At 66.7% G+C, this 23,804-nt stretch carries 18 protein-coding genes; 8 read left to right on the top strand and 10 right to left on the bottom strand.

The genetic code is table 11. The features are described 5' to 3' along the window. Window positions 1-59: 59 nt before the first annotated feature. The 4 genes from CPZ00_RS12485 to CPZ00_RS12470 all read right to left on the bottom strand — a co-directional run bounded on the left by CPZ00_RS12485 (window position 60) and on the right by CPZ00_RS12470 (window position 4,862). Window positions 60-1,022 carry an ROK family protein gene (locus CPZ00_RS12485; RefSeq protein WP_096391173.1) on the bottom strand — a complete coding sequence of 321 codons (963 nt, stop codon included), beginning with the start codon at window positions 1,020-1,022 and terminating at the stop codon, window positions 60-62. A gap of 109 nt (window positions 1,023-1,131) precedes the next feature. Continuing rightward, window positions 1,132-2,163 carry an ABC transporter ATP-binding protein gene (locus CPZ00_RS12480; RefSeq protein WP_096391172.1) on the bottom strand — a complete coding sequence of 344 codons (1,032 nt, stop codon included), beginning with the start codon at window positions 2,161-2,163 and terminating at the stop codon, window positions 1,132-1,134. 153 nt (window positions 2,164-2,316) lie between these two features. Then, window positions 2,317-3,732: a phosphohexomutase domain-containing protein gene (locus CPZ00_RS12475; RefSeq protein WP_096391171.1), complete on the bottom strand. Its 1,416-nt coding sequence runs from the start codon at window positions 3,730-3,732 to the stop codon at window positions 2,317-2,319. Window positions 3,733-4,295: 563 nt separating this feature from the next. Next, entirely contained in the window at window positions 4,296-4,862 is a 567-nt protein-coding gene (locus CPZ00_RS12470; protein ID WP_096391170.1) for a peroxiredoxin, read from the bottom strand. A gap of 335 nt (window positions 4,863-5,197) precedes the next feature. Between CPZ00_RS12470 and CPZ00_RS12465 the strand changes: the two genes are divergently transcribed. After that, window positions 5,198-6,493, top strand: a complete 1,296-nt coding sequence (locus CPZ00_RS12465) for an ArgE/DapE family deacylase (protein WP_096391169.1) — start codon at window positions 5,198-5,200, stop codon at window positions 6,491-6,493. Between the two features lie 18 nt (window positions 6,494-6,511). On the opposite strand, the gene CPZ00_RS12460 is transcribed toward CPZ00_RS12465, so the two are convergent. Continuing rightward, window positions 6,512-8,170: an aldehyde ferredoxin oxidoreductase family protein gene (locus CPZ00_RS12460; protein WP_096391722.1), complete on the bottom strand. Its 1,659-nt coding sequence runs from the start codon at window positions 8,168-8,170 to the stop codon at window positions 6,512-6,514. Between the two features lie 245 nt (window positions 8,171-8,415). Between CPZ00_RS12460 and CPZ00_RS12455 the strand changes: the two genes are divergently transcribed. The 3 genes from CPZ00_RS12455 (at window position 8,416) to CPZ00_RS12445 (ending at window position 11,846) form a co-directional block, all read left to right on the top strand. Beyond that, on the top strand, window positions 8,416-8,685 hold the full coding sequence (locus CPZ00_RS12455; RefSeq protein WP_096391168.1) for a hypothetical protein: 270 nt from the start codon (window positions 8,416-8,418) through the stop codon (window positions 8,683-8,685). Next, complete coding sequence (locus CPZ00_RS12450; protein ID WP_096391167.1) at window positions 8,685-10,232, top strand: sodium:solute symporter family protein; 1,548 nt, start codon at window positions 8,685-8,687, stop codon at window positions 10,230-10,232. Before CPZ00_RS12455 ends, CPZ00_RS12450 begins: the two co-directional genes overlap by 1 nt. 126 nt (window positions 10,233-10,358) lie before the next feature. Next, window positions 10,359-11,846 carry an amidase gene (locus CPZ00_RS12445; RefSeq protein WP_096391721.1) on the top strand — a complete coding sequence of 496 codons (1,488 nt, stop codon included), beginning with the start codon at window positions 10,359-10,361 and terminating at the stop codon, window positions 11,844-11,846. 93 nt (window positions 11,847-11,939) lie between these two features. Here CPZ00_RS12445 and CPZ00_RS12440 read toward each other — a convergent pair whose 3' ends face one another. Together CPZ00_RS12440 and CPZ00_RS12435 are read right to left on the bottom strand one after the other, a co-directional pair. Beyond that, window positions 11,940-13,124 (bottom strand): ABC transporter ATP-binding protein, encoded by a 1,185-nt coding sequence (locus CPZ00_RS12440; protein WP_233255088.1) that lies wholly within the window; start codon window positions 13,122-13,124, stop codon window positions 11,940-11,942. 51 nt (window positions 13,125-13,175) lie between these two features. After that, window positions 13,176-14,282 (bottom strand): ABC transporter substrate-binding protein, encoded by a 1,107-nt coding sequence (locus CPZ00_RS12435; RefSeq protein WP_157744239.1) that lies wholly within the window; start codon window positions 14,280-14,282, stop codon window positions 13,176-13,178. A 277-nt stretch (window positions 14,283-14,559) separates the two neighbouring features. Here CPZ00_RS12435 and CPZ00_RS12430 point away from each other — a divergent pair, with 277 nt between their 5' ends. Beyond that, window positions 14,560-15,456 (top strand): ABC transporter permease, encoded by an 897-nt coding sequence (locus CPZ00_RS12430; protein ID WP_096391164.1) that lies wholly within the window; start codon window positions 14,560-14,562, stop codon window positions 15,454-15,456. Window position 15,457: 1 nt separating this feature from the next. After that, the gene (locus tag CPZ00_RS12425) at window positions 15,458-16,303 is read left to right on the top strand and encodes an ABC transporter permease (RefSeq protein WP_096391163.1); all 846 of its coding nucleotides are present in this window, start codon (window positions 15,458-15,460) and stop codon (window positions 16,301-16,303) included. Between the two features lie 196 nt (window positions 16,304-16,499). Here the strand turns inward: CPZ00_RS12425 and CPZ00_RS12420 are convergent, their stop codons facing one another. Together CPZ00_RS12420 and CPZ00_RS12415 are read right to left on the bottom strand one after the other, a co-directional pair. Then, window positions 16,500-18,785: an aminotransferase class III-fold pyridoxal phosphate-dependent enzyme gene (locus tag CPZ00_RS12420; RefSeq protein WP_199243358.1), complete on the bottom strand. Its 2,286-nt coding sequence runs from the start codon at window positions 18,783-18,785 to the stop codon at window positions 16,500-16,502. A gap of 119 nt (window positions 18,786-18,904) precedes the next feature. Continuing rightward, window positions 18,905-20,221, bottom strand: coding sequence for a glutamine synthetase family protein (locus CPZ00_RS12415; RefSeq protein WP_096391161.1), 1,317 nt, complete (start codon window positions 20,219-20,221; stop codon window positions 18,905-18,907). Window positions 20,222-20,380: 159 nt separating this feature from the next. Here CPZ00_RS12415 and CPZ00_RS12410 point away from each other — a divergent pair, with 159 nt between their 5' ends. Next, window positions 20,381-21,010 (top strand): type 1 glutamine amidotransferase, encoded by a 630-nt coding sequence (locus CPZ00_RS12410; RefSeq protein ID WP_096391160.1) that lies wholly within the window; start codon window positions 20,381-20,383, stop codon window positions 21,008-21,010. Window positions 21,011-21,104: 94 nt separating this feature from the next. On the opposite strand, the gene CPZ00_RS12405 is transcribed toward CPZ00_RS12410, so the two are convergent. Next, window positions 21,105-22,433 (bottom strand): aminotransferase family protein, encoded by a 1,329-nt coding sequence (locus tag CPZ00_RS12405; protein WP_096391159.1) that lies wholly within the window; start codon window positions 22,431-22,433, stop codon window positions 21,105-21,107. Between the two features lie 340 nt (window positions 22,434-22,773). Here CPZ00_RS12405 and CPZ00_RS12395 point away from each other — a divergent pair, with 340 nt between their 5' ends. Beyond that, complete coding sequence (locus CPZ00_RS12395; protein ID WP_096391157.1) at window positions 22,774-23,763, top strand: ornithine cyclodeaminase family protein; 990 nt, start codon at window positions 22,774-22,776, stop codon at window positions 23,761-23,763. Window positions 23,764-23,804 lie beyond the last annotated feature (41 nt).

The raw sequence follows: 23,804 nt of genomic DNA, 5'->3' as shown, positions 1-23,804 counted from the left end.
GTCAGTTTCGAGGTCACGGCCGTCCCGCATCGGGGATCACGGCCGTCCCGCATCGGGGATCACGACGGTTCCGATTCCGGAATCGCCAGCGCGAGCGCGCCTGCGAGGGCGGCGTCGTCGCCGAGCTCCGCGAGCGCGACCTCGGGCATATCGACCACGAGCTCCCCGGGAAGGCGCCGGCGAATCGGGTCCACGACGGTCTCGGGGTTGTTGGTCGCCACCGCGCCGCCGAGCACGAGGACCTGCGGCGCGTACGCGTGAACGACGGCCGCGACCCCGCGGACGTTCAGCGCCGTCACGCGCTCGAGGACGCGGTCCGCGAACGCGTCCGTGCCCGCGTGTGCGTAGACGTCCGCCGCGTCGAACCCCTCGTCCGCGATCGGGACCGCCGTGTCGACGGGGTCGCGCTCGTGTAGCGCCCGGGCGAACCGGGGAACGTTGTTCCCCGAACAGTACGCCTCCCAGTGCCCCTCGCGGCCGCAGCCGCAGGTCATCACGCCCTCGGGGGCGATCGTAATATGGCCGACCTCGCCGGCGTTGGCGTCCCGTCCCGAGAGGGGCTCGCCGTCAGCGATCACGCCCGCACCGATTCCCGAGGAGATGGTCAGGTAGACCAGATTCGCGACGTCCGGGTGGGCGTGGAACCGCTCCCCGACCGCGCCCGCCTGCGTGTCGCTGCGCAGGGTGACGGCGTCCCGGTCGAGATCGAGCAGCGACGCGAGCGGACCGACGAGCTGGATCGGCCCCACGTCCGCGTCGACGTTCGGCGCGCTCGCGACCGCGCCGACCGCGAGGTCGAGTCGCCCCATCGATGCGACGCCGGCGCCCGCCACGTCGGTCGGATCGACGTCGGCGGCCGCACACGCCGCCGTGGCGACTTCCAGAACCGCGTCGGTGACCGCCTCGCCGGTCGGACCGGCCGGCGTTCGTGCACGTGCAGTGGCGTGGATTTCGCCGGTCCGATCCCCGACGGCCGCACGAACGTTGCTTGCCCCGAGGTCGACGCCCACGAAGTCCATCATCGGTATGGAAAACCCAGTCCCACTTATCGGTGGCTTCTCGTTCGCGATCGAGTCCGTTCGATTTGGGTCTGGACGACCACCGGAACGTGTCCGGGCGCCGATTCACGAGTCACTGAAACACCCGTGCGTCCGCGACCGTCACCGACGCCTCGTCGTCGATTTCGAAGTCGGTCCCGGTGGACTCGATCTGGATCTGACGGTCGTCCGCGGTCGCCGCGATGTATTGCGTGTAGGAGCCGTGGTACTCCTTGTTCGTGATCCGAACCGGGAGGCCGTCCGCGTCCGGCCCGCGCAGGCGGACCTGTTCGGGACGAACGACGACGGTCGCCTTGCCGACCGCGTCGACGCCCGGAAGCGGAACCGAGAGGTCGCCGTCCGTGAGGGTCGCGACCCCGTCCTCGACGCCGATCCGGCCGGAGAAAACGTTCGCGTCACCGATGAAGTCGGCGACGAACGGATTGGCCGGCTCGTCGTACACCTCCTCCGGCGTTCCGATCTGCTGGATCGTCCCGTCGCGCATGATCGCGAGCCGGTCCGACATGCTCATCGCGCTCTCCTGGTCGTGTGTGACGTAAAAGAACGTGACCCCGGTCTCCGACTGGATCCGGGCCAGCTCGACCCGCAGCTCCTTGCGAAGCTTTCGGTCGAGGCTCGCCAGCGGCTCGTCGAGCAGCACGATCGGCGGCTCCTTGATGAGCGCGCGGGCGAGCGCGACGCGCTGCTGCTGGCCGCCGGACATGTCCCGGACGTCGCGGTCCTCGTACCCCTCGAGGTCGACCAGTTCGAGGTACTCGGCGACGCGGGCGTCGATCGTCTCCGCGTCGACGCCGTCGCGTTTCAATCCGAACGCCAGGTTCTCACGGACCGTCAGGTGCGAGAACAGCGCGAGCTCCTGGAAGACCAGGTTGACGTCCCGCTCGTTCGGCGGCACGTCGTTGACGACCTGGCCGTCGATGTGGACGGTGCCGTCGTTCTGCGTCTCGAACCCCGAGACGATCCGGAGCGTCGTGGTCTTGCCGCTGCCGCTCGGGCCGAGCAGCGAGAAGAACTCCCCCCGTTCCAGCTCGAAGGACACGTCGTCGCAGGCGACCACGTCCCCGAACCGCTTCATGACACCGTCTACCGTGAGAGCCGCAGCCATAGAACGTGATACTAACACGACCTATAAGGATGTTTCGGGAGCCGACCGGCGGGGAGCGTCCCGTCGCGTTCGGTCGACGCCTCGGAATATCGCGTTCGGTCGGCCCCGCGGGACGTGCGTTCGGTCAGTCCGCGCCCGCCCCGCCGGGTCCGATCAGTCCTCTTTCGTCCCGCCGAGCCTGGCGGCGACCAGGTCGCTGCCGGCCTCGAGGAGCGGCTCGAGCCGGTCCGGATCGGTGGTCTCCGCGTACACGCGGATCTTCGGCTCGGTTCCGCTCGGGCGGAGGAGGATCCACGAGCCGTCATCGAGCAGGAACTTGAACCCGTCGACGGTGACGGTCTCGGCGACCGGCTCGCCCGCGATCAGGTCGGGAACGTCGGCCTCGAGCGCCTCGACGAGCCGGGGTTTCGCCGCCTCCTCACACGCCACGCTCCGCTTGTCCGCGTAGATCCGGCCGTGGGTCTCGAAGAGACGGTCGATCCGGTCGTCGAAGGGCTCCGCGGCGGCCGCAGCAGCGGCGAGGAGGGCGATCAGCACGCCGTCCTTCGTGCCGATGTGGCCCCGGACCGTGTACCCGCCGGACTCCTCGCCGCCGAAGAGCCCGTCGTGGGCGACCATCCCGTCGGCGACCCACTTGAACCCGACGGGCACCTCGTGGACGGCGACGTCGTGGGCCGCGGCGATCCGGTCGATCAGGAACGTCGTCGAGACGGTGCGGACCGCCGGCCCCCTCGCTCCCGCGTCCTCGAGCAGCGCGTCGAAGACCCCCGCAAAGAGGAGGTGGCCGTTCAGCACGCCCCGTTCGGGCGTGCAGATCGAGATCCGGTCGGCGTCGCCGTCGTTGGCGATCCCGAGGTCGGCGTCGTGGTCGGCCACCGCCTCGGGGAGGCCCGCGAGCGTCTCCGGGCCCGGCTCCGGTGCCTGGCCGCCGAAGGTCGGGTCCCGGTCACACCGCCGGCGGATCACGGTCGCCCCCGCGTCCTCCAGCAGCGCGTCCGTGACCCCGCGCCCGCTGCCGTGGATCGCGTCGTACACCACCGTCAACCCCGAGAGATCGATATCGAGGTAGTCGGCGACGAGGTCCCTCGCGTGGGTGGCGTGGGCCGAAACGGGGTCGAACCGCTCGACCGAGCCGTGATCCGCCTTCGGGAGGCTGCGCGGCGGCTCGAGGCGCGCCTCGATGGCCTCGGTGACCGCCGGCATCGCGGAGTTCGCGTCCGACGGGATGAACTTCACGCCGTTGTACTCCGGCGGGTTGTGTGAGGCGGTCACCATCACCCCGCCGTCGAGACCGCGGTCGGCGACGGCGTACGCGAGCACCGGCGTCGGGCGGTCCCGGTCAGTGAGAAGCACATCGAACCCGTTGCCCGACAGGACGTCCGCGAGGCTCTCGGCGGCGTCCTCCGAGGTGGCTCGGGCGTCGTAGCCCACCGCGACCGTGCCGCCCGAATCCGATTCGGTCTCCCGGAGATACGTCGCGACGGCCTGCCCAACCGCCCGTACGCGCTCGTCCGTGAACTCGTCTCCCGCCGCCCGCCAACCGCCGGTGCCGAAGGTTATCCCGTCCATGGGCGCCAGTAGTGAACATAGGTCATAAACGCTGTCGAAATCCGGACCCGTCGACCCGGCCGGTTCGGACCGTCCGGGCGCGCCGTTCGTCCCGAGCGGGCGGAAGCAGACGGGTCGCCGTTCGGCACGATGCGGTCGTCCGTACTCCGCCTCCATCGGCAGAACGTCTCCTATTTTAATATAGTATAAAAATATGATAACATCGTCGAGAAGTGGAGCGACTCCCGATCGAACGCTGAGATGGTTCGGATGAACGGCCCGCAGGAGATGAACGAACCCGTCACGGATGACGATATATGGCCTTGAATCACCAATATCTGTCGAGGTACCGTTCGCCGGATGACCGGTCGCGCTCGGACCGTATCGTGCGACGGATCGGTTGCGGGACATAATCTATCATAGTTATTCATATGAATTCACATACCGGTCAGTTTCGAAAGACGATGAGGGATGGGTGGACGGCGACTACTCGGCGGGCAGATCGAACGCGTCCACGGAACGACGGCGAGCGTGAGGAAGGGCTCGCCGGTGATCGGGCGTCCGTTCGGCGACGATCGGAGCAGTTACCGGGAGTCGCTTGCGGCCCACTCCAGCACCTCGTCCGCGTGTTCGTCCGGCGGGAAGATCGGATAGAAGACGTGTTCGATGCGGCCATCGGTGACGACCATCGTCAATCGCTTCAGATAGTCGTCCCCTGCGATGGTGAACGTCGGGAGGTCGAGGGCGTCCGCAAGCTCCCGGTCGGCATCGCTCAGCAGCTCGAAGGGAAGATGGAGCCGGTCGCGGGCCTCGCGCTGGTACGCGGTCGACTGCGTCGACAGTCCGAACACGTCGCCAACGCCGGCCTCCCGGAGCTCGTCGTAATGGCTGCGAAACCCGCGTGACTCAGGCGTACAGCCGCGGGCACCCGGGACGTCCTCCCATCCCTCCGGGATCACGTCCTCGTCCGGCCGTCCGGTCAGCGGATAGACGTAGATGACCGTTCGGGGAGGCAGTTCACGAAGGGCGACCGTCGCGTCGTCGGTCGCCGGAAGCGAGACGTCGGGCACGGTCATTCCCGGCAGATGGTCGGCCGCACCGTCGTCCTCCGGAACCGGCAAGTCGTCCGGAAGCGGAAAGTCCTTGGACATCGTCCGATATAAAACACGGCGTAGAGATAAACGTTTACTTTATATAATTTATATGAACGACAGACGGAAAGGAAATGTGGATCGGAGACGAGGAGCGGATAGCCTCGGTCATCGAGATCCCGGCAGCCGAATCGATTCCGACGACCGAACCGACCGTCCCCGAACCGACCGTCCCCGAACCGACCGTCCTCGAACCGACCGTCCCCGAACCGAGCGCAGCTGAACCGAACGCTGCGGCCGACCGTGATCGAACGCGAGTGGAAACTGACGAGCGGTTCCGGTTGCGTGTCCCGATGCACCAAGGTATATGCCCACGCGACACGGACGGCGATCGTATGCACACGGAGGTTCGCGAACGGATAGCCGAAACGCAGGATAGACTGCTCGATTTTCTGGGGGAACTCGTGGCGGCGGAGTCGGTGTCGGGGCGCGAAGGACCGGCACAGGCCGTCATCCGTGACCGTCTGGCCGACCACGACCTCGAGATCGACACGTGGGAGCCGTCGATCGAGCGGTTGCGCGATCACCCGGGCTTCTTCGAGACGGTCTCCTACGAGGAGTACGGCTACGAGGGGCGCGAGAACCTCGTCGCGACCCGGGAGGGACGCGGCGACGGACGCTCGCTGACGCTGAGCGGCCACGTCGACGTCGTCAACCCGAACCCGGTCGCCGACTGGGAGTACGACCCCTGGGAGACGACCGTGGCGGACGGGCGGGTCTATGGACGGGGTACCCTGGACATGAAGGGCGGGATCGCGGCGTTCGTTCACGCGTTCGAGGTCCTGGAGGAGCTCGACGTCGACCTCGAGGGCGACCTGCACCTCCAGACGACGATCGAGGAGGAGTCCGGCGGCACCGGCGGGGTGCTGTCGGCGCTCGAGCGCGGGTACCGCCCCGACGCCGCGATCATCGCCGAACCGTTCGGGATCCCCAACGTGGGGATCGCCGGCGCCGGCGTCTCCTACTTCCGGGTTACGGTTCCCGGCGAGGCGGCACACACCGCGTTCAAGTACGCCGGCGAGAACGCGCTCGGCCACGCGACTCGCGTCTATCAGGCTCTCGAGGCCCTGGACGAACGGCGCCGGGAGCGGACCGAGTACCAGCCGGCGGTCAACCAGGACCCCCGGGCGGAGGGGAGCGTGACCAACCTGAGCGTCAGCGTGATGGAGGCGGGCGACTGGATCTCGAAGGTCCCCGGCGAGGCGGTCCTCACCGGCCGCGTCGGCTGGCCGCCCGGCGAGACGAGCGAGGAGGTTCGCGCCGAGATCGTCGAGACGGTGTCCGCGGTCGCCGACGAGGATCCCTGGCTCAGCGAGCACCCGCCCGAGATCGAGTGGTTCGGCTGGAACGCCGACCCGCACGAGGTCGACACGGAGGAGGCGATCGTTCGACTGGCGACCGACCATGCCGAGGCGGTCACCGGCGGAACGACCGAGTACGTCGGCGGGCTCGGCGGCCTCGATGAGCGGTTCTACCAGCTCTACTACGACGTCCCGGCGATCTCGCTCGGCCCGCGCGGGGCGAACGCACACGGCGCCGACGAACACGTCGAGATCGACTCGCTCGTCGAGACCGCACAGGCGATCGCGCTCACGGCGATGGACTGGTGCGGCGTCGCCGAGGAGACGTAGGAATTCGGAGGCGCCGCGTCAGGCCGGCACGGCCGAGTCGGGAACGACGCCGTCCTCCCAGCCGCGGGCGTCGTAGTACTCCCCGAGGGCCTCCTCGAGGTCCGGCAGGTCGTACGGGAGCGTGTCGTCCTCGCGGTCGACGCCGCGCTGGTTGTTGAAGTGGCGCTCGAGGGTGACGATCCGGCCGCCGACCGCGAGGAGGTCCTCGAAGTCCGCGCCGAAGAGCGCCTCGTAGCGGTCGGGGCTCATGTAGTCCCGGGAGAACTTGCAGACGACGCCCGCGTCGTTGAGCGCCATCATGTTCTCGCGCTCGACCAGGCGGTCGGCCTTGCCGAGCGTTCCCTCGGGATCGAGGGCGTCCTCCTCGGGAACGAGGGGATACTCGACGGAGTAGAAGGTCGCGTACATGTGGTCCGCGCCGCGGTTGGAAACGGCGTACGAGAGCCCCTGTCCGTGGAGGACGCGTCCCTCGTGGGCCGCGAAGTCCATTCCCTTGACCGACCAGTTCCCGACCCCGAGCTCGTCGTGGCACCTCGCGATGCCCTCCGCGAGGAGGTCGCCGACGCCCTCACGGCGGGCGATCTTCTCGACGGTCTCGTGGATGAGGTCGACGTTCCCGAACTCGTCCTCGCTGGCGAGGTAGGCAGCGACGGTGTTGCCGGCGGAGATCGCGTCGAGGCCGTACTGGTCACACAGCTCGTTCGACTGCATCACGTCGACGATGTCGTCGACGCCGGAGTTCGATCCGAACGCCATCGCGACCTCAAATTCGGGACCCTCGGTCTCGACCCCGCGCTCCTCGTCCCGCGTCGGAAGCTTGCACGCGAAGGCACACTGTGAACAGGTGCCCTTCTTGTACTTCTTCTCCTCGACGGCCGAGCCGTTGATCCCCTCGACGCCCGCGAACTCGCGCTCGGAGAAGTAGTAGGAGGGGAGCCCCTCCATCGCGTTGGCCAGGTCCATCACGGCCACCGTCCCCTGCCGCTTCATGATGTTGTCGTCGGTGGCGGCCTCGCGGTGGACCTCCATCTGGGTGGCGGGGATCTCGATCTCGGGCGCCGAGTCGCCCTCGAAGGTGATCGCCTTGACGTTCTTCGCCCCGAGGACCGCCCCGAGCCCGCCGCGGCCGAACGCGCGCTCCTCGGAGGTCATGATGGAGGCGAACCGGACCCCGTTCTCGCCGGCCGGGCCGATGATGGCGGTCTGGTCGGCGGTGATGCCGCGTTCCGCCTCGAGATGGGCGACGGTGTCGCCGACCGTCTCGCCGGCCAGCTCGGGGACGGCCTCGAACTCGATCCCGTCGTCGCGGACGTGAACGGCGATCAGCTCGTCGCTCTCGCCGGTGATTTCGACCGCGCTGTATCCCGTGTCGGCGAAGTTGCGGGACATGAAGCCGCCGGCGTTGCTCGAGAGCAGACCGTCGGTCAGCGGCGAGACGCCGGTGACGTTCATCCGCCCGGTGAAGCTCATCGTCGACGACTGCATCGGCCCCGTCGTGAACACGAGCCGGTTTTCCGGACCCAGGGGGTCGGCGTCGAACGGGATCCGCTCGTGCGCGAGCCGGGTCCCGACGCCCCGCCCCCCGATGTACCGTTCGTTGATCTCGGCGATGTCCTCCTCTGAGGTCTCCCTGTCTCCGACGTCGATCGTGAGTAGCGGACCGCGGTTGTGGAGCATACCCATAGGTCGTGAGTCAATGGTAATAAACCTTCATCGACCGGTCTCCGACGACTGGAAACTGTTCCAGCATCTGACATCGGTTGTGTCGGGAGTCGCCGGCTCCGGACGGCCGGAACTGTGAGCTACGATCTGTATATCGTTCGAAGTGTTCGGTCTGTGAGTCGCTCTATCCGCTCAGTTCGAATCCTGTTCAATTACCAAATAGATTTATAACCCTGCTTTCGGATCGGACGTTTCGAAGCATGTCAACGACACGCAACACGTCGAACGGACCGATAACCGGATTCATCACGAGCCTCGATCGTCGAACCGTGGTATTCGCCTTCGGGGTGTATTTCGTCGTCCTGTTCGCGACCGTGATGCCGCCGTTCTTCAGCTTCTTCAACCGGATGGAACCGTTCGTGTTCGGCCTCTCGTTCGTGCTGTTCTGGGTGTTCCTGGTGAGCGTGTTGATCGCGCTCGGCCTCGCGACACTGTACTGGGTCGAAGCCAAGCGGGGTGAGCTCGTCTGATGGCGATCTCGGACGTCCTTCCGGCCATCCTGTTGTTCGCGTACCTGGGACTTCTGGCGGCGGTCGTGCTCGTGTACGGCCGCCTCCGGGACCAGACGATGGAGGAGTACGCCGTCGCCGGACGCTCGTACCCGTGGTGGATGATGCTGTTCACCGTCCTCGCGACGTGGATCATCGCGAGCTTCTACACGAGTTGGTTCGCGATGGCGGGCACAAGCGGCGCCATCGCCTTCTACATCGTCCTGTACACGATCGCCGGACTGGTGGTCTACTACGCGATCGCGCCGCGGATCTGGAAGTGGGGCAAGCTCCACGACCTCTACAACATGCCGGACTTCATCCGCCTCCGGTTCGATTCCCCGACGCTGGCCGTCCTCGTCGCGATCGGCGCGATCGTCATCGGCGCGCCCTGGCAGGTCCTTTCGATCAAGACCTTCGGAATGTTGATGTACGAGGCGACGAACGGGACCATCTCCTTCGACGTCGGGATGGGGATCATCACCGCGGTCGTCCTCGGATACATCGTGTTCTCGGGGATGCGCAGCGTCGTCGTCACCGACTTCGTGCAGGGGATCATCTCGACGGTGATCGTCTTCATCGCGCTGGTGTGGATCTCGAACGCCCTCTTCGGCGGCTTCGGCCCGCTGCTCGATCAGGTCGCGACCCAACAGTCCGAGCTGCTCACCGTCCAGGGATCGACGGGCTACTGGGCGTCGATCATCCTCACCGGGACGATCGGCGGGTACGCCTGGCTCGAGATCTTCAATCGGATCTTCCTCGCGAAGGACGTCACGGAGGTCAAGAAGGTCGCGGTCGGCGCGCCGATCCTCGTCACCGTCACCTCCTTCATGGTGCTCGTGCTCGGGCTTGGCGTCGGGCTCGTTCCCGAGGCCGCGGAAGCCGGCCAAAGCGCGTTCTTCGTGATGGCCGAGGCCGCCGGCGGTCCCCTACTGCTCGCGGGCGTCGGCATCATCGTACTGGCCGCCGGGATGTCGAGCATCGACTCCCAGCTCGCCACGATGGGCGTGGTCGTCTCCTGGAACGTCGTCAAGGAGCTCAAACCCGACATCTCGACCGGGAAGGCGGTCAACGTCTCCCGGGTGGTCATCGTGGCGTGGGTCCTCGTGGCCTACTACCTGGCGACGCTCGACCTGCCGCTTTTGGCCCGGATCGCCATCTGGACCTACGAGGGAATCGTCCACCTGTTCCCGCCGATCGCGCTCGGGCTCATCTGGAAGCGCGGAAACGCGACCGCGGCGCTGGCCGGGATCGTCGTCGGACTCACCACCACCTACGGGATCAACTTCCTGCTCGCGCCGAGCGTCGGCGGCCCGATCGCCGAGTTGGCCGGCTTCACCGGTGCGATCATCGGCCTGCCGCTGAACGTCGCCATCTACGTGATCGGCGCGTACGTCGGCACCGACGTGGAGTACGTCGACGAGCTGTTCGCCGAGGTGGCCGAGTACGACGGCGAATCGCTCGACCTCGAGAGTCGACAGCAGGTTCTCGACCGGTACGACCCGATCGCGCCGGCGGAGGACGACTGAATCCGGTTCCGATGCCGACGTCGTGAGAGGCGATCGTCACGAGATGAGAGAGACGCTACCGACATCCACGCTACCGACATCGACACCATCGACACGATGACCGACACCAACGCCACGGACGAGGATATGACCGACGCTACCGACCCCACGACCGAGCCGACGCCACGCTCCGCCCGGCGGCTCGCGGCCGCGATCGAGGACGGCGAGGTCACGCCGGCCGCGGCCGTCGACGCCGCCTACGACCGCATCGCGGCGACGAACGACGCGATCAACGCCTTCGTCCAGCTCCGCGAGGAGGAGGCGCGCGAGGAGGCCGCCGCGGCGACCGAAGCCGTCGAAACGGGCGACCCGCTCGGCCGGCTCCACGGCGTCCCGATCGCGCTCAAGGACCTCGACTCGTTCATCGAGGGACTGCCGTGCACGTACGGCTCGGCGGTCTTCGAGGACGCCGTTCCCGAGACGACGTCCGTCATCGTCCGGCGCCTGCAGGACGCCGGTGCGATCGTCGTCGGGTCGACGAACTCCCCGGAGTTCGGCCACCTCGGTGACACCTCCAACCCGCTGTTCGGAACGACCGGAAACCCCTTCGATCCGACCCGTACGGCCGGCGGGTCGTCCGGAGGAAGCGCCGCCGCCGTCGCCGCCGGGACGGTCCCGATCGCGCTCGGGTCCGACGCCGCCGGATCGATCCGGATCCCCGCGAGCGCGTGTGGCGTCTACGGCCTCAAACCCACCACTGGTCTCGTTCCGGAAGCGTCACGGCCCGATGCCCTCGTCTCGGCAGCCCCGTTCATGTCCCTCGGCGGGCTCACCCGAACCGTCGGCGACAGCGCGCTCCTGCTCGACGTCATCGCCGGAATGCACCCGCGGGACCCGATCAGCGTCTCCGACGAGGGGGCGGACTATGTGGCCGCGACGCGTCGCCCGATCGACGACCTGTCGGTCGCGTATAGCCCCGACTTGGGGGTCTTCGAGACCGAACCCGAGGTGACCGAAACGGTCGACGACTTCGCCGACGTGCTCCGATCGGGCGGTGCCACCGTCGACCGAGTCGATCCCGACTTCGACGTCTCGCTTGCAACGATGCGCGGCGCGGAGATCACGCTCTTCGAATCGACGTTGGCCTCGATGGCGGAGAGCATCCGGCGTCGGCAGGGTATCGACCTCCTCGGCGACCACCGTGAGGAGCTCACCCCCACGTTCGCCGACCGCCTCGAGAACGGCTACGCCCACGACGCGGTCGCGTTCAAACAGGCCGACGTCGTTCGAACCACGGTGTACGACGGGCTGCAGGACGTCCTCGACGAGTACGACCTGCTTCTCACCCCGACGCTGGCGTGTCCGCCCTTCGAGGCCGGAACGATGGGGCCCGAGACGATCGACGGGCAGCCGATCGACCCGTACATCGACTGGCTGCTCACCTGGCCGATGAACCTCAGCGGCCATCCCGCCGCGTCGGTGCCGGCCGGACTCTCCGAGTCGGGGCTCCCGATCGGCGCCCAGCTCGTGGGGTCACGGTTCGACGAGGAAACGATCCTGGCCGCCAGCGCGGCCGCCGAACGCCGGAATCCATGGGCCGAGACGTATCCGGACGTCGAAGCGATCGGCCGCTGACGGCGACCCGTTCGGCCGCTGACGGCGACCCGTTCGGCCGCTTCGATCGGCACACTATTGGCACACTATTTAAAAAGGACCGGCCGATCGCCCCTACTCGAGGATCACTTCACAGGCGCCGACCGGGAAGCTCACCGTGACGTCGTCGCCGGCCTCGAACTCGTCGACCTCCTCGTTGACCTGCCGCTCGACCTGGAAGGCGTGGCCGTCGACGTCGACCTGATACACCTTCAGCGACCCCTTATAAATGGCGTCGGTGACGGTGCCGGCCCACTCGTTGGCGTAGCCGCGGCTCTCGCCGGGCGGCGTGAGGACGACCTCCTCGGGTCGGATCGAGACCCCGACGGAGCGGCCCGCGTGGTCGGGATACTCGCCGATGGCGACGTTCGGTCCGTCGTCGGTCTCGAGGGCGGTGCCGCCGCCGTCGATCGTCCCCTCGAACAGGTTCGTCTCGCCGATGAACGTGGCGACGAACTGCGTCTCCGGCGACTTATACAGCGAGTCGGTCGGGCCGACCTGCTCGATCCGCCCGTCGTTCATCACCGCGATCCGGTCGGACATCGTCAGCGCCTCCTCCTGGTCGTGGGTCACGTAGATGAACGTGATCCCCAGCTGCTCCTGGATCTCCTTGAGCTCGACCTGCATGTGCTGACGCAGCTTCCGGTCGAGGCTCGCCAGCGGCTCGTCGAGCAGGAGAACGTCTGGTTCACGGACGATCGCGCGTGCCATCGCGACGCGCTGTTTCTGGCCGCCCGACAGCTCCGTTGCCGGGCGCTCGTGATAGCCCGGCAGCTCGACCATCTCCAGCGCCTCCGTGACGCGCGTCTCGCGCTCGTCCTCGGGAACGCCGTCCATCTCGAGGCCGAAGGAGATGTTCTCCTCGACGGTCATATGGGGGAACAGCGCCCACTCCTGGAACACCATACTGGTGTTGCGCGCGTTGGCTGGCAGGTTCGTCACGTCCTCGCCGCTTATCGACACCGTCCCGTCGGTCGGGGTCTCGAGGCCGCTTATCATCCGCAACGTGGTCGACTTCCCGCACCCGGAGGGCCCCAACAGCGTGAGGAACTCCCCGGCTTCGATCTCGAGGTTCACGCCGTCGACCGCGACGACGTCGTCGAACTCCTTTCTGAGCGCGTCCAGCTGCACGGTGCCCCGCGTCGACGTCGCGGCGGCGCGGTTCGTGGCCAGGGCCGTCCCCCCGTCCCGGTCCGTCGCCTCGTCGTGGTCCGTGTCGGCCGATTCCTCGGGGTCGTGTGTATCCATTTTGGTGCTCATAATGATCTCCCGGGTAATGAACGCCGGGGTGTTGAAGGCTGCTGCGGGCGTCTAGATGCTGCTTTCGGCCTTCGCTTCCTCCCACATATCCGTCCACTGATCGGTCATGGGGGAGAACTCGTAGGGCGTGGTTCGGTTGGCGATCTCCTCGGCGGCGGCGAAGCCCTCGTCGGTGAACATCAGCGCCTCCTGCTCGTCGGCGCTGAAGAGGTCGAACGACTCCGTGTTGACCGGCGGGCTCTTCGCCGCGGGCTCCCAGGCGATGCTTCGCTGGCCCTCCGGTGAGATGACCGTGTTCATAAACTCGATCGCGAGCTCGCGATCCGAGGGGTCCTTCACCAGACACATCCCCTCCGTCCACTGCATCCCGCCCTGCTCGGGCAGGACGACGTTGACCCAGTCGTTCCCCTCCGCGCGCAGCTCAGACATCGTGAAGTTCCCGACCGGCGAGATGACGATGTCCTCCTGGAGGAACGCCTGCCGGATGGCGCTGGTCCCGCTGTAGATCGCGGTGAACTGGTTGAACATCTGCACCAGGTGGTCGAAGACGTCGTCCAGCTGCTCGTCGGTCTGCTCGAACGGCGGGTACCCGAGCGTCTGGGCGATCTTGGGGATGTTCCAGGTCGGCCAGTCCATGATCCCCATCCGGTTCGAGTACTGTCCGTCCGGACCGCCCGTCCAGAGGACCTCGTAGGAGTCGTAGTGGCCTTCCTCGACCTGGTTCGTGTTGACGGTGAGCGTGTCCCACCCCCACCGGGTCGGGAGCGCGTACATCTCGTCGTCGTACTCGAAGGAGCTGAACGGCCACTGGAACTCGCTCAGGAAGTTATCCATCGCCGGGAAATCGTCCGGCGAAAGCGGTTCGATCGTCCCCGCCTCCGCGTGGCGGGCCGCCCACGTGTTGTTGAGCGTGAGCAGGTCGTAATCCTCCGTTCCGCCGCTCTCGAGGATGTTCAGCCCCTCGGGGTCGCTCGAGAGGAGGCTGATGTTGACCGTCGCGTCGTGCTCCGACTCGAACGCGTCAACGATCGCGTCCGTGCCGTAGCCCTCCCAGGTGAGGACGTTCAGTTCGGTCGTGCCGCCGCCGCCGAGACAGCCGGCCACCGCCGCGGTACCGACCGCGCCGGCCGCCTGGACGAACCGACGGCGAGAGGCCATCGACCGTCCCGTTCCGGACGTATCGCTCGATTCGGGTGTGTGGGAAGTCATCGTGAGGTCTACAGTAGCATGTCGTGCTCTCATACATAAATCTTTCCTAATCGTTCATCATTGAGCAGGTATTATCCCATCGCGTCCAACTCAGTGGCACTTTCTTGGATTTTAGTTCGATATCATCGTTCCCCGGACGGCGATCCGCCGTTTCGGCGCCGGTTCGTCCGCGAGCGCGGTTTCGCGATCGGAAGATATATTGGATAGAGTTCGATCAAAGGGGAGTATGGTGGAGACTCACAGTAGAACAGATACCATACTTCGAACCATACTCGATCGCGTCCGCGAGTCGAACAGCTTTCTCGTGACCGGCGGGCCGATCCTGATCCTCGAGGTCCTCTTCTTCCTGGCCCCCGTGGTGATCATGTTCTACATCGCCACGACCGGAATGGAAAGCCTCGCGTTAACGTTGGACTTCAGCCTCAGTAACTACACCGCGGTGTTCACGAGATCCGCCAACCGGGTGGCGTTCGTCAACACGACGCTGATCGCGCTGGTGACGACCGCGACGGCGATCGTCGTCGCGTATCCGTTCGCCTACTACATCGCCCGGTTCGGCGGGCAGTACAAGAACGTCCTGCTCGTGCTCGTGATGATCCCCTTCTGGACGAACTACATCGTGCGCGTGTACGGCTGGCAGATCATTCTCGGCACCGAAGGCGTGCTCAACGGGCTGCTGGTCTGGATCGGGATCATCAACGAGCCGATCGGCTGGCTCCTCAACACCAAGTTCTCGATCTGGCTCGGGCTGACCTACCTCTGGTTGCCCTTCATGATCCTCCCGCTGTACACGAGCCTCGAGAAGCTCGACGAATCGCTGATCGAGGCCGCCTATGACCTGGGAGCGAGTCGCCGCGAGGTGTTCAAGCGGATCGTTCTCCCGCTCTCGATCCCCGGGTTGGTCGGCGGAATCATCTTCGTGTTCATCTTCAGCATGGGTGCGTACATCGTGCCAGCGATGATCGGCGGGGGAGAGCTGTTCGTTGGAACCCGGATCGCGTACGCCTTCGGTATCGGGAGCGACTGGCCGCTCGGGGCAGCCCTCGGCAGCGTCCTGATGCTTGTAGTCGGCGGCGTCCTCTGGGGACTGATGGGCTACACCGACGTGGAGGAGATGTTCTGAAATGAGCGTCGACGCCGCGACGTCCGACGGGACCGCCGCCGAAGAGTCCTCGGGCCAGTCACCGATCGACACCCTGCTGAACGCCGTTGGGGGATACTGGATGCCGGTCTGGGCCGTGCTCGTCTTCGGATTCCTCTACGCGCCGATCGCCGTCCTGATCCTCTTCTCCTTCGAGCAGGGGACCTTCTCCGGCTTCCCGTGGGACGGGTTCACGATGCAGTGGTACGTCCAGATGGTCAACGACGACCGGCTCATCCAATCAACGCTCAACAGCCTCTACGTGGGCGCGTTCGTCACCACCGGTGCGACGATCCTCGGCACGCTCGGGGCGATCGCTCTGGTCCGCGGCAGCTTCCGGCGGAAGGGGCTGTTCCGCGCGCTCGTCATCGCGCCGATGACGATTCCCGGGCTCATCCTCGGGATCGCGTTGCTGCTCTGGTTCAACATGATCGGGTTCAACACGTCGCTTCGCACCGTGATGCTCGGCCAGCTCGTCTTCGTGACCCCGTTCGTCCTCATTACCGTGAGCGCGCGCCTGCGCGGGTTCGATCCCGAGCTCGAGGAGGCAGCCCGCGACCTGGGCGCCAGCAAGTGGCAGACCTATCGCCGGGTGACCCTGCCCATCCTGATGCCCGGGATCATCAGCGGGGCACTGTTCGCGTTCACGCTTTCCTTCGACGACTTCCTGATCGCCTTCTTTACCAGCGGCGTCGAGAACACGCTCCCGATCTACATCTGGTCGAAGGTCCAACACGGGACCGACCCGGTGATCAACGCGATCAGCGCGATGGTGCTGCTGTTCAGCATCTCGCTCATCGTCATCAGCGAACTGCTCCGCCAGCGGTAGGGGCGCTCCCGGTTCGAACGCCGTTCGCTTCGGCGACGCGGTCGACGGTTTTCCAACACGGTGCGTGAACGCGGCCAGTCCACACGGAGCCTGCTCACGCAAAGCCGACTTACACGGAGCCTGCTCACGCAAAGCCGACTTACACGGAGCCTGCTCACACGTACACTCCGGTTGGCGTGGTCGAACCGATTCGCTTTCAGTCGTGACGTGATAGCTCCGAGAGGACGTCGTCCAACGCCGCAAGGAGCCGGTCCGCGTGTGTCCGTTCGAACACCAGCGGCGGCCGGATCTTCAGCACGTTCCCGTCCGCGCCGGTCGACCCGATGAGCACCCGGCGCTGACGCAGTCCGTTGACGACCGCGGTCGCCTCGCTCGATGCCGGCTCCCGGGTTTCGTGGTCCGTGACGAGCTCGACGCCGACCATCAGTCCCTGCTGACGAACGTCACCGATGCGTTCGTGTTCCGCGGCCAGTTCCGCGAGTCCGTCCCGCAGGTAGGTGCCGACGTCGACGACGTGCGGCAGCAGGTCGCGCCTCTCGATCTCGTCCAGCACCGCCAGCGCGGCCGCACAGGACACGGGATTCCCGCCGAACGTGCTGAAAAAGCCGGTCCCGTCGTACAGGGCCGAGGCGACGTCCGACCGCGTCACGACGGCGGCGACGGGATGTCCGTTGCCCATCGGCTTGCCGAGCGTGACGACGTCGGGAACGACGTCCGCGTTCCGGAAGCCCCAGAGGGCATCCCCGGAGCGGCCGAACCCGGCCTGCACCTCGTCCGCGATGACGAGTCCGCCCGCCTCGCGGACGCGCTCGGCCATCGATCCCGCTCGCGCCTCGTCGGGGGAGTGGATGCCGTCGCTCGTGAACAGCGGATCGAACATCCACGCCGCGGTCCCCGTTCCCCGTTTCTCGAGGGCGGCCAGCGATTCGGTCATCCCCTGGACCGGATCCGCGGCCGGTCGGTCCCCGTGGTGTGCGTCGTCGATCGGTGGGGTGACCGTCTCGACGTGGTCCGGATCCATCCCCTCGGGCCAGATCGTCGGGGACTGTGCGGTCATCGCCTCCGTGATGCCGTGATACGCGTTCTCCGAGACGATCGCGCCCTCGTTTCCGGTCGCGGCGGTGGCCAGTCGCCACGCGATATCCGTCGCCTCGCTGCCGGAGTTGACGAACAGGACGCGGTCCAGCTCGTCGGGCATCGTCGCCAGGATCCGTTCGGCCAGCTCCACCGGCGCTTCGTGGAGGTACCGCGTGTTGGTGGCGAGCGTGTGTGCCTGTCCCGCGATGGCGTCCGCGACCGCCGGGTTCGCGTGCCCGACGACCTGGACGTTGTTGTACGCGTCGAGGTAGCGTCGGCCGGTCGGGTCGTACAACCACACCCCATCGCCGTCGACGAAGTGAACGGGATCGTCGTACGAGAGCGGCGACGATCCGAGCACCGCCCGTCGCCGAGACAGTACTTCCGACGTGCCGGTCCGGGAATACGGAAGGGCGCCGGACGTTGCGGCGGTTCGGAGGCGATGATTGACGACGTCAAGCCCCCGTTCATCGAGCGACTGCAGGAGGTTCCACCCGTCGTCGACGCCGGCGACGCTGTGGGCGTCCGTCTTCTCGGGATGTTCCTCGAGCCGCCACGCGACGGTGACGCCCCAGGTGAGATGTCGTGCGGCAACCAGATCCGCCAGCAGTTCCGCCTCCTCGTCCTCGAGGGGCGTGACGCTGACGTATCCCCGGATCACGTCCTGGGCCGCCTCGATCGGGTCGTCGCGCCGGTACATCACGCTCGCCACCGCCATCACCAGGTCACTCACGAGGGCCGTGTGGGTGAGGTCGCCGAAATCCACGACGCCGCTGACGCGGTCGGAGTCGTCAAGCAGGACGTTATCGAGCGTGAGGTCGTTGTGGATCACCTGCGCACGGAGCGACTCGAAGCCCGGTTCCACCCGGTTCTCGAACCGGTCGAGGATGCGTTCGGCCAGCTCGCGTCGCTCGGCGTCGGTGACGCTGTCGAGCAGCGACCGAAGCTCGGGGACGTGCCGCAGATCCCACAGGACGTCGTAATCGGCGTCGGGATGGAAGAAACCGCGGAGTGCTTTTCCGAGCCGTGCCACGACCGCCCCGTATTCGAAGAGCGCCTCCGCGTCGAGGTCCTGCCCCGGGACGGGTCGGCCCGGAACGTGGGTGAACAGCCGCACGTGATACGTCTCGTCGTCCTCGATCGTCGTCCATAGCGATCCATCGGTCGTCGGCACCGGTTCCATCACCGGGAGGTCGGGATCGGCCCGTTGGATGTGACGCAGCGCCTCCGTCTGCAGATCGAGCGATGCTTCGTCATCGGCCGGGCTGGATATCTTCAGGACGTACGCCTCGCCGTCGGCGACGTCGATCCGAAAGTTCTGATCCCGCTCGCCGCCGAGTTCGGTCGCGGTTCCCGGCTTGCCGAACTCGCGTTCGGCGATCCGTGCCGCCCGCCGCTCATCCATGGTCGGGGGGCGTACGACAAATGGCTCTAACAAGGTGGCTGCATCCGTCATGAGTCTTCTCTATGCGTTCCAACAGATGGAACCATACTGAATGTTTCCCCGTGTCCCCGGCGGGACCCCTAGACCGTCTTCACGTACTGGTCGCGCTCCCAGTCGGTGACGTGGTCCCGGAACGCCTGCAGTTCGCGCCGTTTGGAGGCCGCATAGACGCGAACGACGTCCTCGCCGAGCAGATCGACCATCGCGTCGTCGGTCTCGAGCGCGCGCAGGGCGAGTTCGGGCGAGCGCGGGAGATCCGGCCGGTCGCCGGTCGGATCGCCCTCGGTCGGCGCCGGCGGCTCCAGTTCGCGTCGGAGCCCGTCGAGGCCGGCGGCGATGGTCCCCGCGATGACGAGGTAGGGGTTGGCGTCGGCGCTGGCGATCCGGGTTTCGGGACGAATGACCCCCGGCGGAACGCGAACCGCGGTCATCCGGTTGTCGTACCCCCAGGAGGCGGTGTAGGGCGCGAACGAGTTCGGTTCGAACCGTTTGAATCCGTTGATGCTCGGCGTGCCGAGCGCGGCCAGCGCGTCGGCGTGTTCCATCAGCCCACCGACGAAGTGTCGACCGCGCTCGGAGAGGGTTCCGTCGGAGTCATCCGCGACGGCCGCGAAAACGTTCTTTTCGTCGTCGAACGCGCTCACGTGGAGGTGGTAGCCGCTTCCGGACCGGTCGGCGAAGGGCTTGGCCATGAACGTCGGCCACTGGTCGAAGCTGCGGCCGACCTGCTTGACGAGCCGCTTGAAATCGAAGGTCGTGTCCGCCTGCTCGAGCGGGCGGCCGTAGTCGAACAGCACCTCGAGCTGGCCGGCCCCGTGCTCGTGGTGGAGCGCGGTGAGGTCGATCCCGTACCCGCCGGCCCACTCGACGAGCCGGTCGTAGAAGTCGGCGACCTCCTCGGTGGCCCACGAGACGCACTCGTGGTTGTCGTCCGTCGCGGGGAGGTACTCGCCATCCGGGCCCTCCTCGAGGAGGTAGAACTCGAGCTCGCTGCCAGCATAGAAGTCGAACCCGAAGTCGTTGGCCGCAAGCACCGACTCGAGGACCGCCCGGGGCGAGCACGCCAGCCGCTCGTCCTCGTGGAAGAACCGACACAGGACCCGGACGGCGTTCTCGCGCCAAGGGAGCCGCATCGTCGTCTCCGGGATCGGATGGACGGTGCCGTCGGCGTGTCCGATCTCCGCGCCGAGTCCGGATCCCTCCGGGACGTGGTTGCGCGGCGTCTGGGCCAGCAGCACGAGGTTCATCGCGAATCCGTCCGCCCACTTCTCGAGGAAGGCGTCCGCGGTGAGCTGCTTCGACCGGGAGATCCCGTTGACGTCGGCGAACTCGACGAAGACGTGGTCGATCGCCGGATCCTCGATCGTCTCGACCATCCGGTCGGCCGCCTCGCTCATTCGGCCATCGCCCCCCTGCGGATCGGTCCCTGACTGACGAGCCCCTGGCGGATCGCTAACTGTGTGGTCGCTTGTCTCATTGCGTATGTGCCACCGTCTGGATGTGGGTTGCGGTCGAGGTACAATAATTTATCTTTCTCCGGATGAGAGGTTCGGTCGATGATCCTCGTCCTCGACGACGAAGTGAACCCGGAGTATCGGTATCTCGGCCCGGAGATCGCCGAGTTCACCCCCGACAGCGAGTACCACGTCTACGCCGAGGACCCCGAGACGCCCCCGCTCTCGGCGTTCGACGGCGTGATCGTGAGCGGCAGCACCGCGAGCGTCTACGAGGACGGCTACCCGTGGTTCGAGACGCAGATGGACCTGGTGCGGCGCTGTCTCGAGGAATCGATCCCGCTTCTGGGCGTCTGTTTCGGCCACCAGCTTGTCAACTACGCGCTCGGCGGCGACGTGGTCGAGGACCGCCGTCGGGCGACCTTCGTCGAGATGCGCACGCTCGACGCGGACGATCCGATCCTGGAGGGCGTGAACCCGATCGTTCCCGTCCTCCACTCCGACCTCGTCGTCGAGCCCGGCGAGGGGATGGAGCCGATCGCCGAGACCGAGTACAACGACTACTTCTGCACCCGGCACACCGACGCGCCGATCTGGACGGTGCAGTTCCACCCGGAGTTCACCGAGCGCGTGCGTGACCGGCCAAGCGACTGGGAGGACGGCGACCACACCTTCGCGGAGTGTAACGCTACGCGGGTGCTGGAGAACTTCGCCGCGTACTGCGAATCGTAGCGGGAAAACGAGGTCGAGTCGACCGAACTGCGCGAAGACGGCGGCCGACTGTGCGAAGACGGCGGCCGACTGTGCGAAGACGGCGGCGACCGAACTATTCGAAGACGGCCGCGAACGACTCGTCGAGCGCGTCGAGCGCCTCCTGGACGTCGTCCTCGTCGATGCACAGCGGCGGGGAGAGGGTGATCTGGTAGTCGGGACGACCGAGCCCGACGAGGACGCCGCGGTCCTTTGCCTCGCCGACGATCTCGCTGACGGGGTTGTCGACGTCGCCGTCGTCGACCCAGGAGTTCGCGAACTCCTCGCCGGTCTCGGGGTTCTCGACCACGATGCCCCACAGGAGCCCCTTGCCGTGGACGTGCGAGATCTCGTCGTACCGCTCGACGAGGTCGTGGAGGCCGTCCTCCAACAGCGCACCCATCTCCCGGCCGTTCTCGATGAGGTGGCTCTCGTACTCGTCGATCGCCGCGAGCCCGGCGGCACAGCCAAGCGGGTGCCCCGCGAAGGTCTGTCCGACCTCGGTGCCGTCCTCGCGGATCTCGTCGGCGATCTCCTTGCGCATCAGGACGCCGGCGAGGGGGACGTACGCGCTCGTGACGCCCTTCGCGAACGAGATCATGTCCGGGTCGACGCCCTCGTCCTGCATCGCGAACATCTCCCCGCAGCGACCGAATCCCGCGATCACCTCGTCGGCGATGAGCAGGATCCCGTATTCATCACAGATCTCCCGCAGACGCTCGAAGTACCCCTCCGGGGCTGGGTAGGCGCCGCTGGAGCCGGCCACCGGCTCCATCAGGATCGCGGCCACGGAGTCGGGGCCCTCGTTGCGGATGACGTACTCGACGTGGTTGGCCGCCTGCTCGGCGAGCTCCTCGCCCTCGGCGTCGAAGACCGACGGGAGGGGCGGCAGGAACTTGCCCGAGCCGGTCACGGCGGCGTGGGAGCTGACGGTGTTTCGCGTGCTCGGGTCGGCGGTCAGAGCGGCGGTCCCGTAGGTGCTGCCGTGGTAGGACTGCCACCGGGTCAGGACCTTCGGGGCGTCGCGGTACTCGCGGGCGTACTGGACGGCCAGCTCGTTCGCCTCGCTGCCCGACACCGAGAAGACGACGTCGGTGAGCGGGTCCGGGGAGACCTCCGCCAGCCGGCGGGCAAGCTCCGTCCGCGTGTCGTTCTCCTTGCCCGAGGAGACGTACGGAATGTGGTCGAGTTGCTCTTTGACCGCGTCGATGATCGCCTGGTTGTCGTGGCCGGCGTTGACGCAGTAGAGCGAGGCGATGAAATCGAGGTACGACTCGCCCTCGTCGTCGATGATGCGCGCGCCCTCGCCGTCGGTTATCGGGGCGCTGTCGCCGTCCGGATCGTACCAGTGGGGGATCCAATCTGGATCGTGAGCCAACTGTCGTGCGGTTTGATCGGAGCTCATCCGAGTAAATCCTTCACGGTCATACTATATATTAGTTGTGCCGACAGTCTCGGAACGGCGCCATAGCGCCGTGTGCCGGCCGCGAGCACGCGTATGCGGGTTCGCCGACCCGGGCGTCCGACCGGTCGTCGTCCACTGCCGGACCGATCGTTGTCCCAATATCCGACTGATCGACGTCCGTCGCCATCGGATCAGTCGACGGTTGGCCCCGGTGGTCGAACGACCACGAATCCACTGCCGATCGAATCGGATGAGATCTAACGAGATGATCGTCGATGAAACGGAAGCCAACGTTTCCGAAATAATTGGTTTTATTATCCTAGACTCGAGACCCGGTGGTATGTCCGTCCTGTTGCTGTCCAGCGAGGACGTCGAAACGTACGCCCGGATGACCGACGTCATCCCCGCCGTCGAGGAGGCCTTCGCGGCCTACGAGCGCGGCAGCGTCCAGATGCCGGCCAAGTCCTACGTCGAGCTGGAACGGTACAACGGCGACTTCCGGTCGATGCCGGCGTATATGGACGCCGGCGACTGGGACGCCGCCGGGATCAAGTGGGTCAACGTCCATCCCGACAACCCCAAGGAGCACGGTCTTCCCACGGTGATGGGGACGATGATCTACTCGGACCCGGAGACGGCGCTCCCGCTGTCGATCATGGACGGGACGATGCTGACGATGCAGCGTACCGGCGCCGCGGCGGCGGTCGCGACAGACCACCTGGCGGTCGAGGACGCGTCGACGCTCGGCATCGTTGGCGCAGGAATCCAGTCGTACACGCAGGTCGAGGCCATTGCCGAGGTGCGGCCGATCACCGAGATCGTCATCAGCGACCTCGACGAGGAGCGCGTCCGGCGCTTCATCGACCACTTCTCCGGCGAGTTCGACGTCCGCGAGGGGTCGATCGCCGAGGCCGCCTCCTGTGACGTCCTCTCGACGGTCACGCCGGTCCGCGACCCGATCGTGAGCCTCGCGGACGTGGGCGATCACACCCACATCAACGCGATGGGCGCCGACGCCGCCGGCAAACAGGAGCTCGAGACGGCGGTGCTTTCGGCCGCGAAGCTCACGATCGACGACCACGACCAGACCACCCACTCGGGGGAGATCAACGTCCCGTACGGACGCGGGGAGATCACGGACCCCGACATCTACGCGGAGATCGGCGAGATCGTCACCGGCACGAAAGCCGGCCGGACCGACGACGACGGGATCACGGTCTTCGACTCCACCGGCCTGGCGATCCAGGACGTCGCCGCCGCGCGCGTCACCTACGAGGCGGCCAACGACGCGGACGCAGGGACGGCGTTCGACCTGATCGACACGTCCTGATCCGGGGAACGAGGCGGTCGGCGCGCTCGCCGGTTCACCGG

The sequence above is a fragment of the Halopenitus persicus genome, from assembly GCF_002355635.1.
GTDB classification, from domain to species: Archaea; Halobacteriota; Halobacteria; order Halobacteriales; family Haloferacaceae; genus Halopenitus; species Halopenitus persicus_A.
Note: the sequence above shows the minus strand (reverse complement) of the source record. Positions and strands in the feature narration are given on the sequence as shown.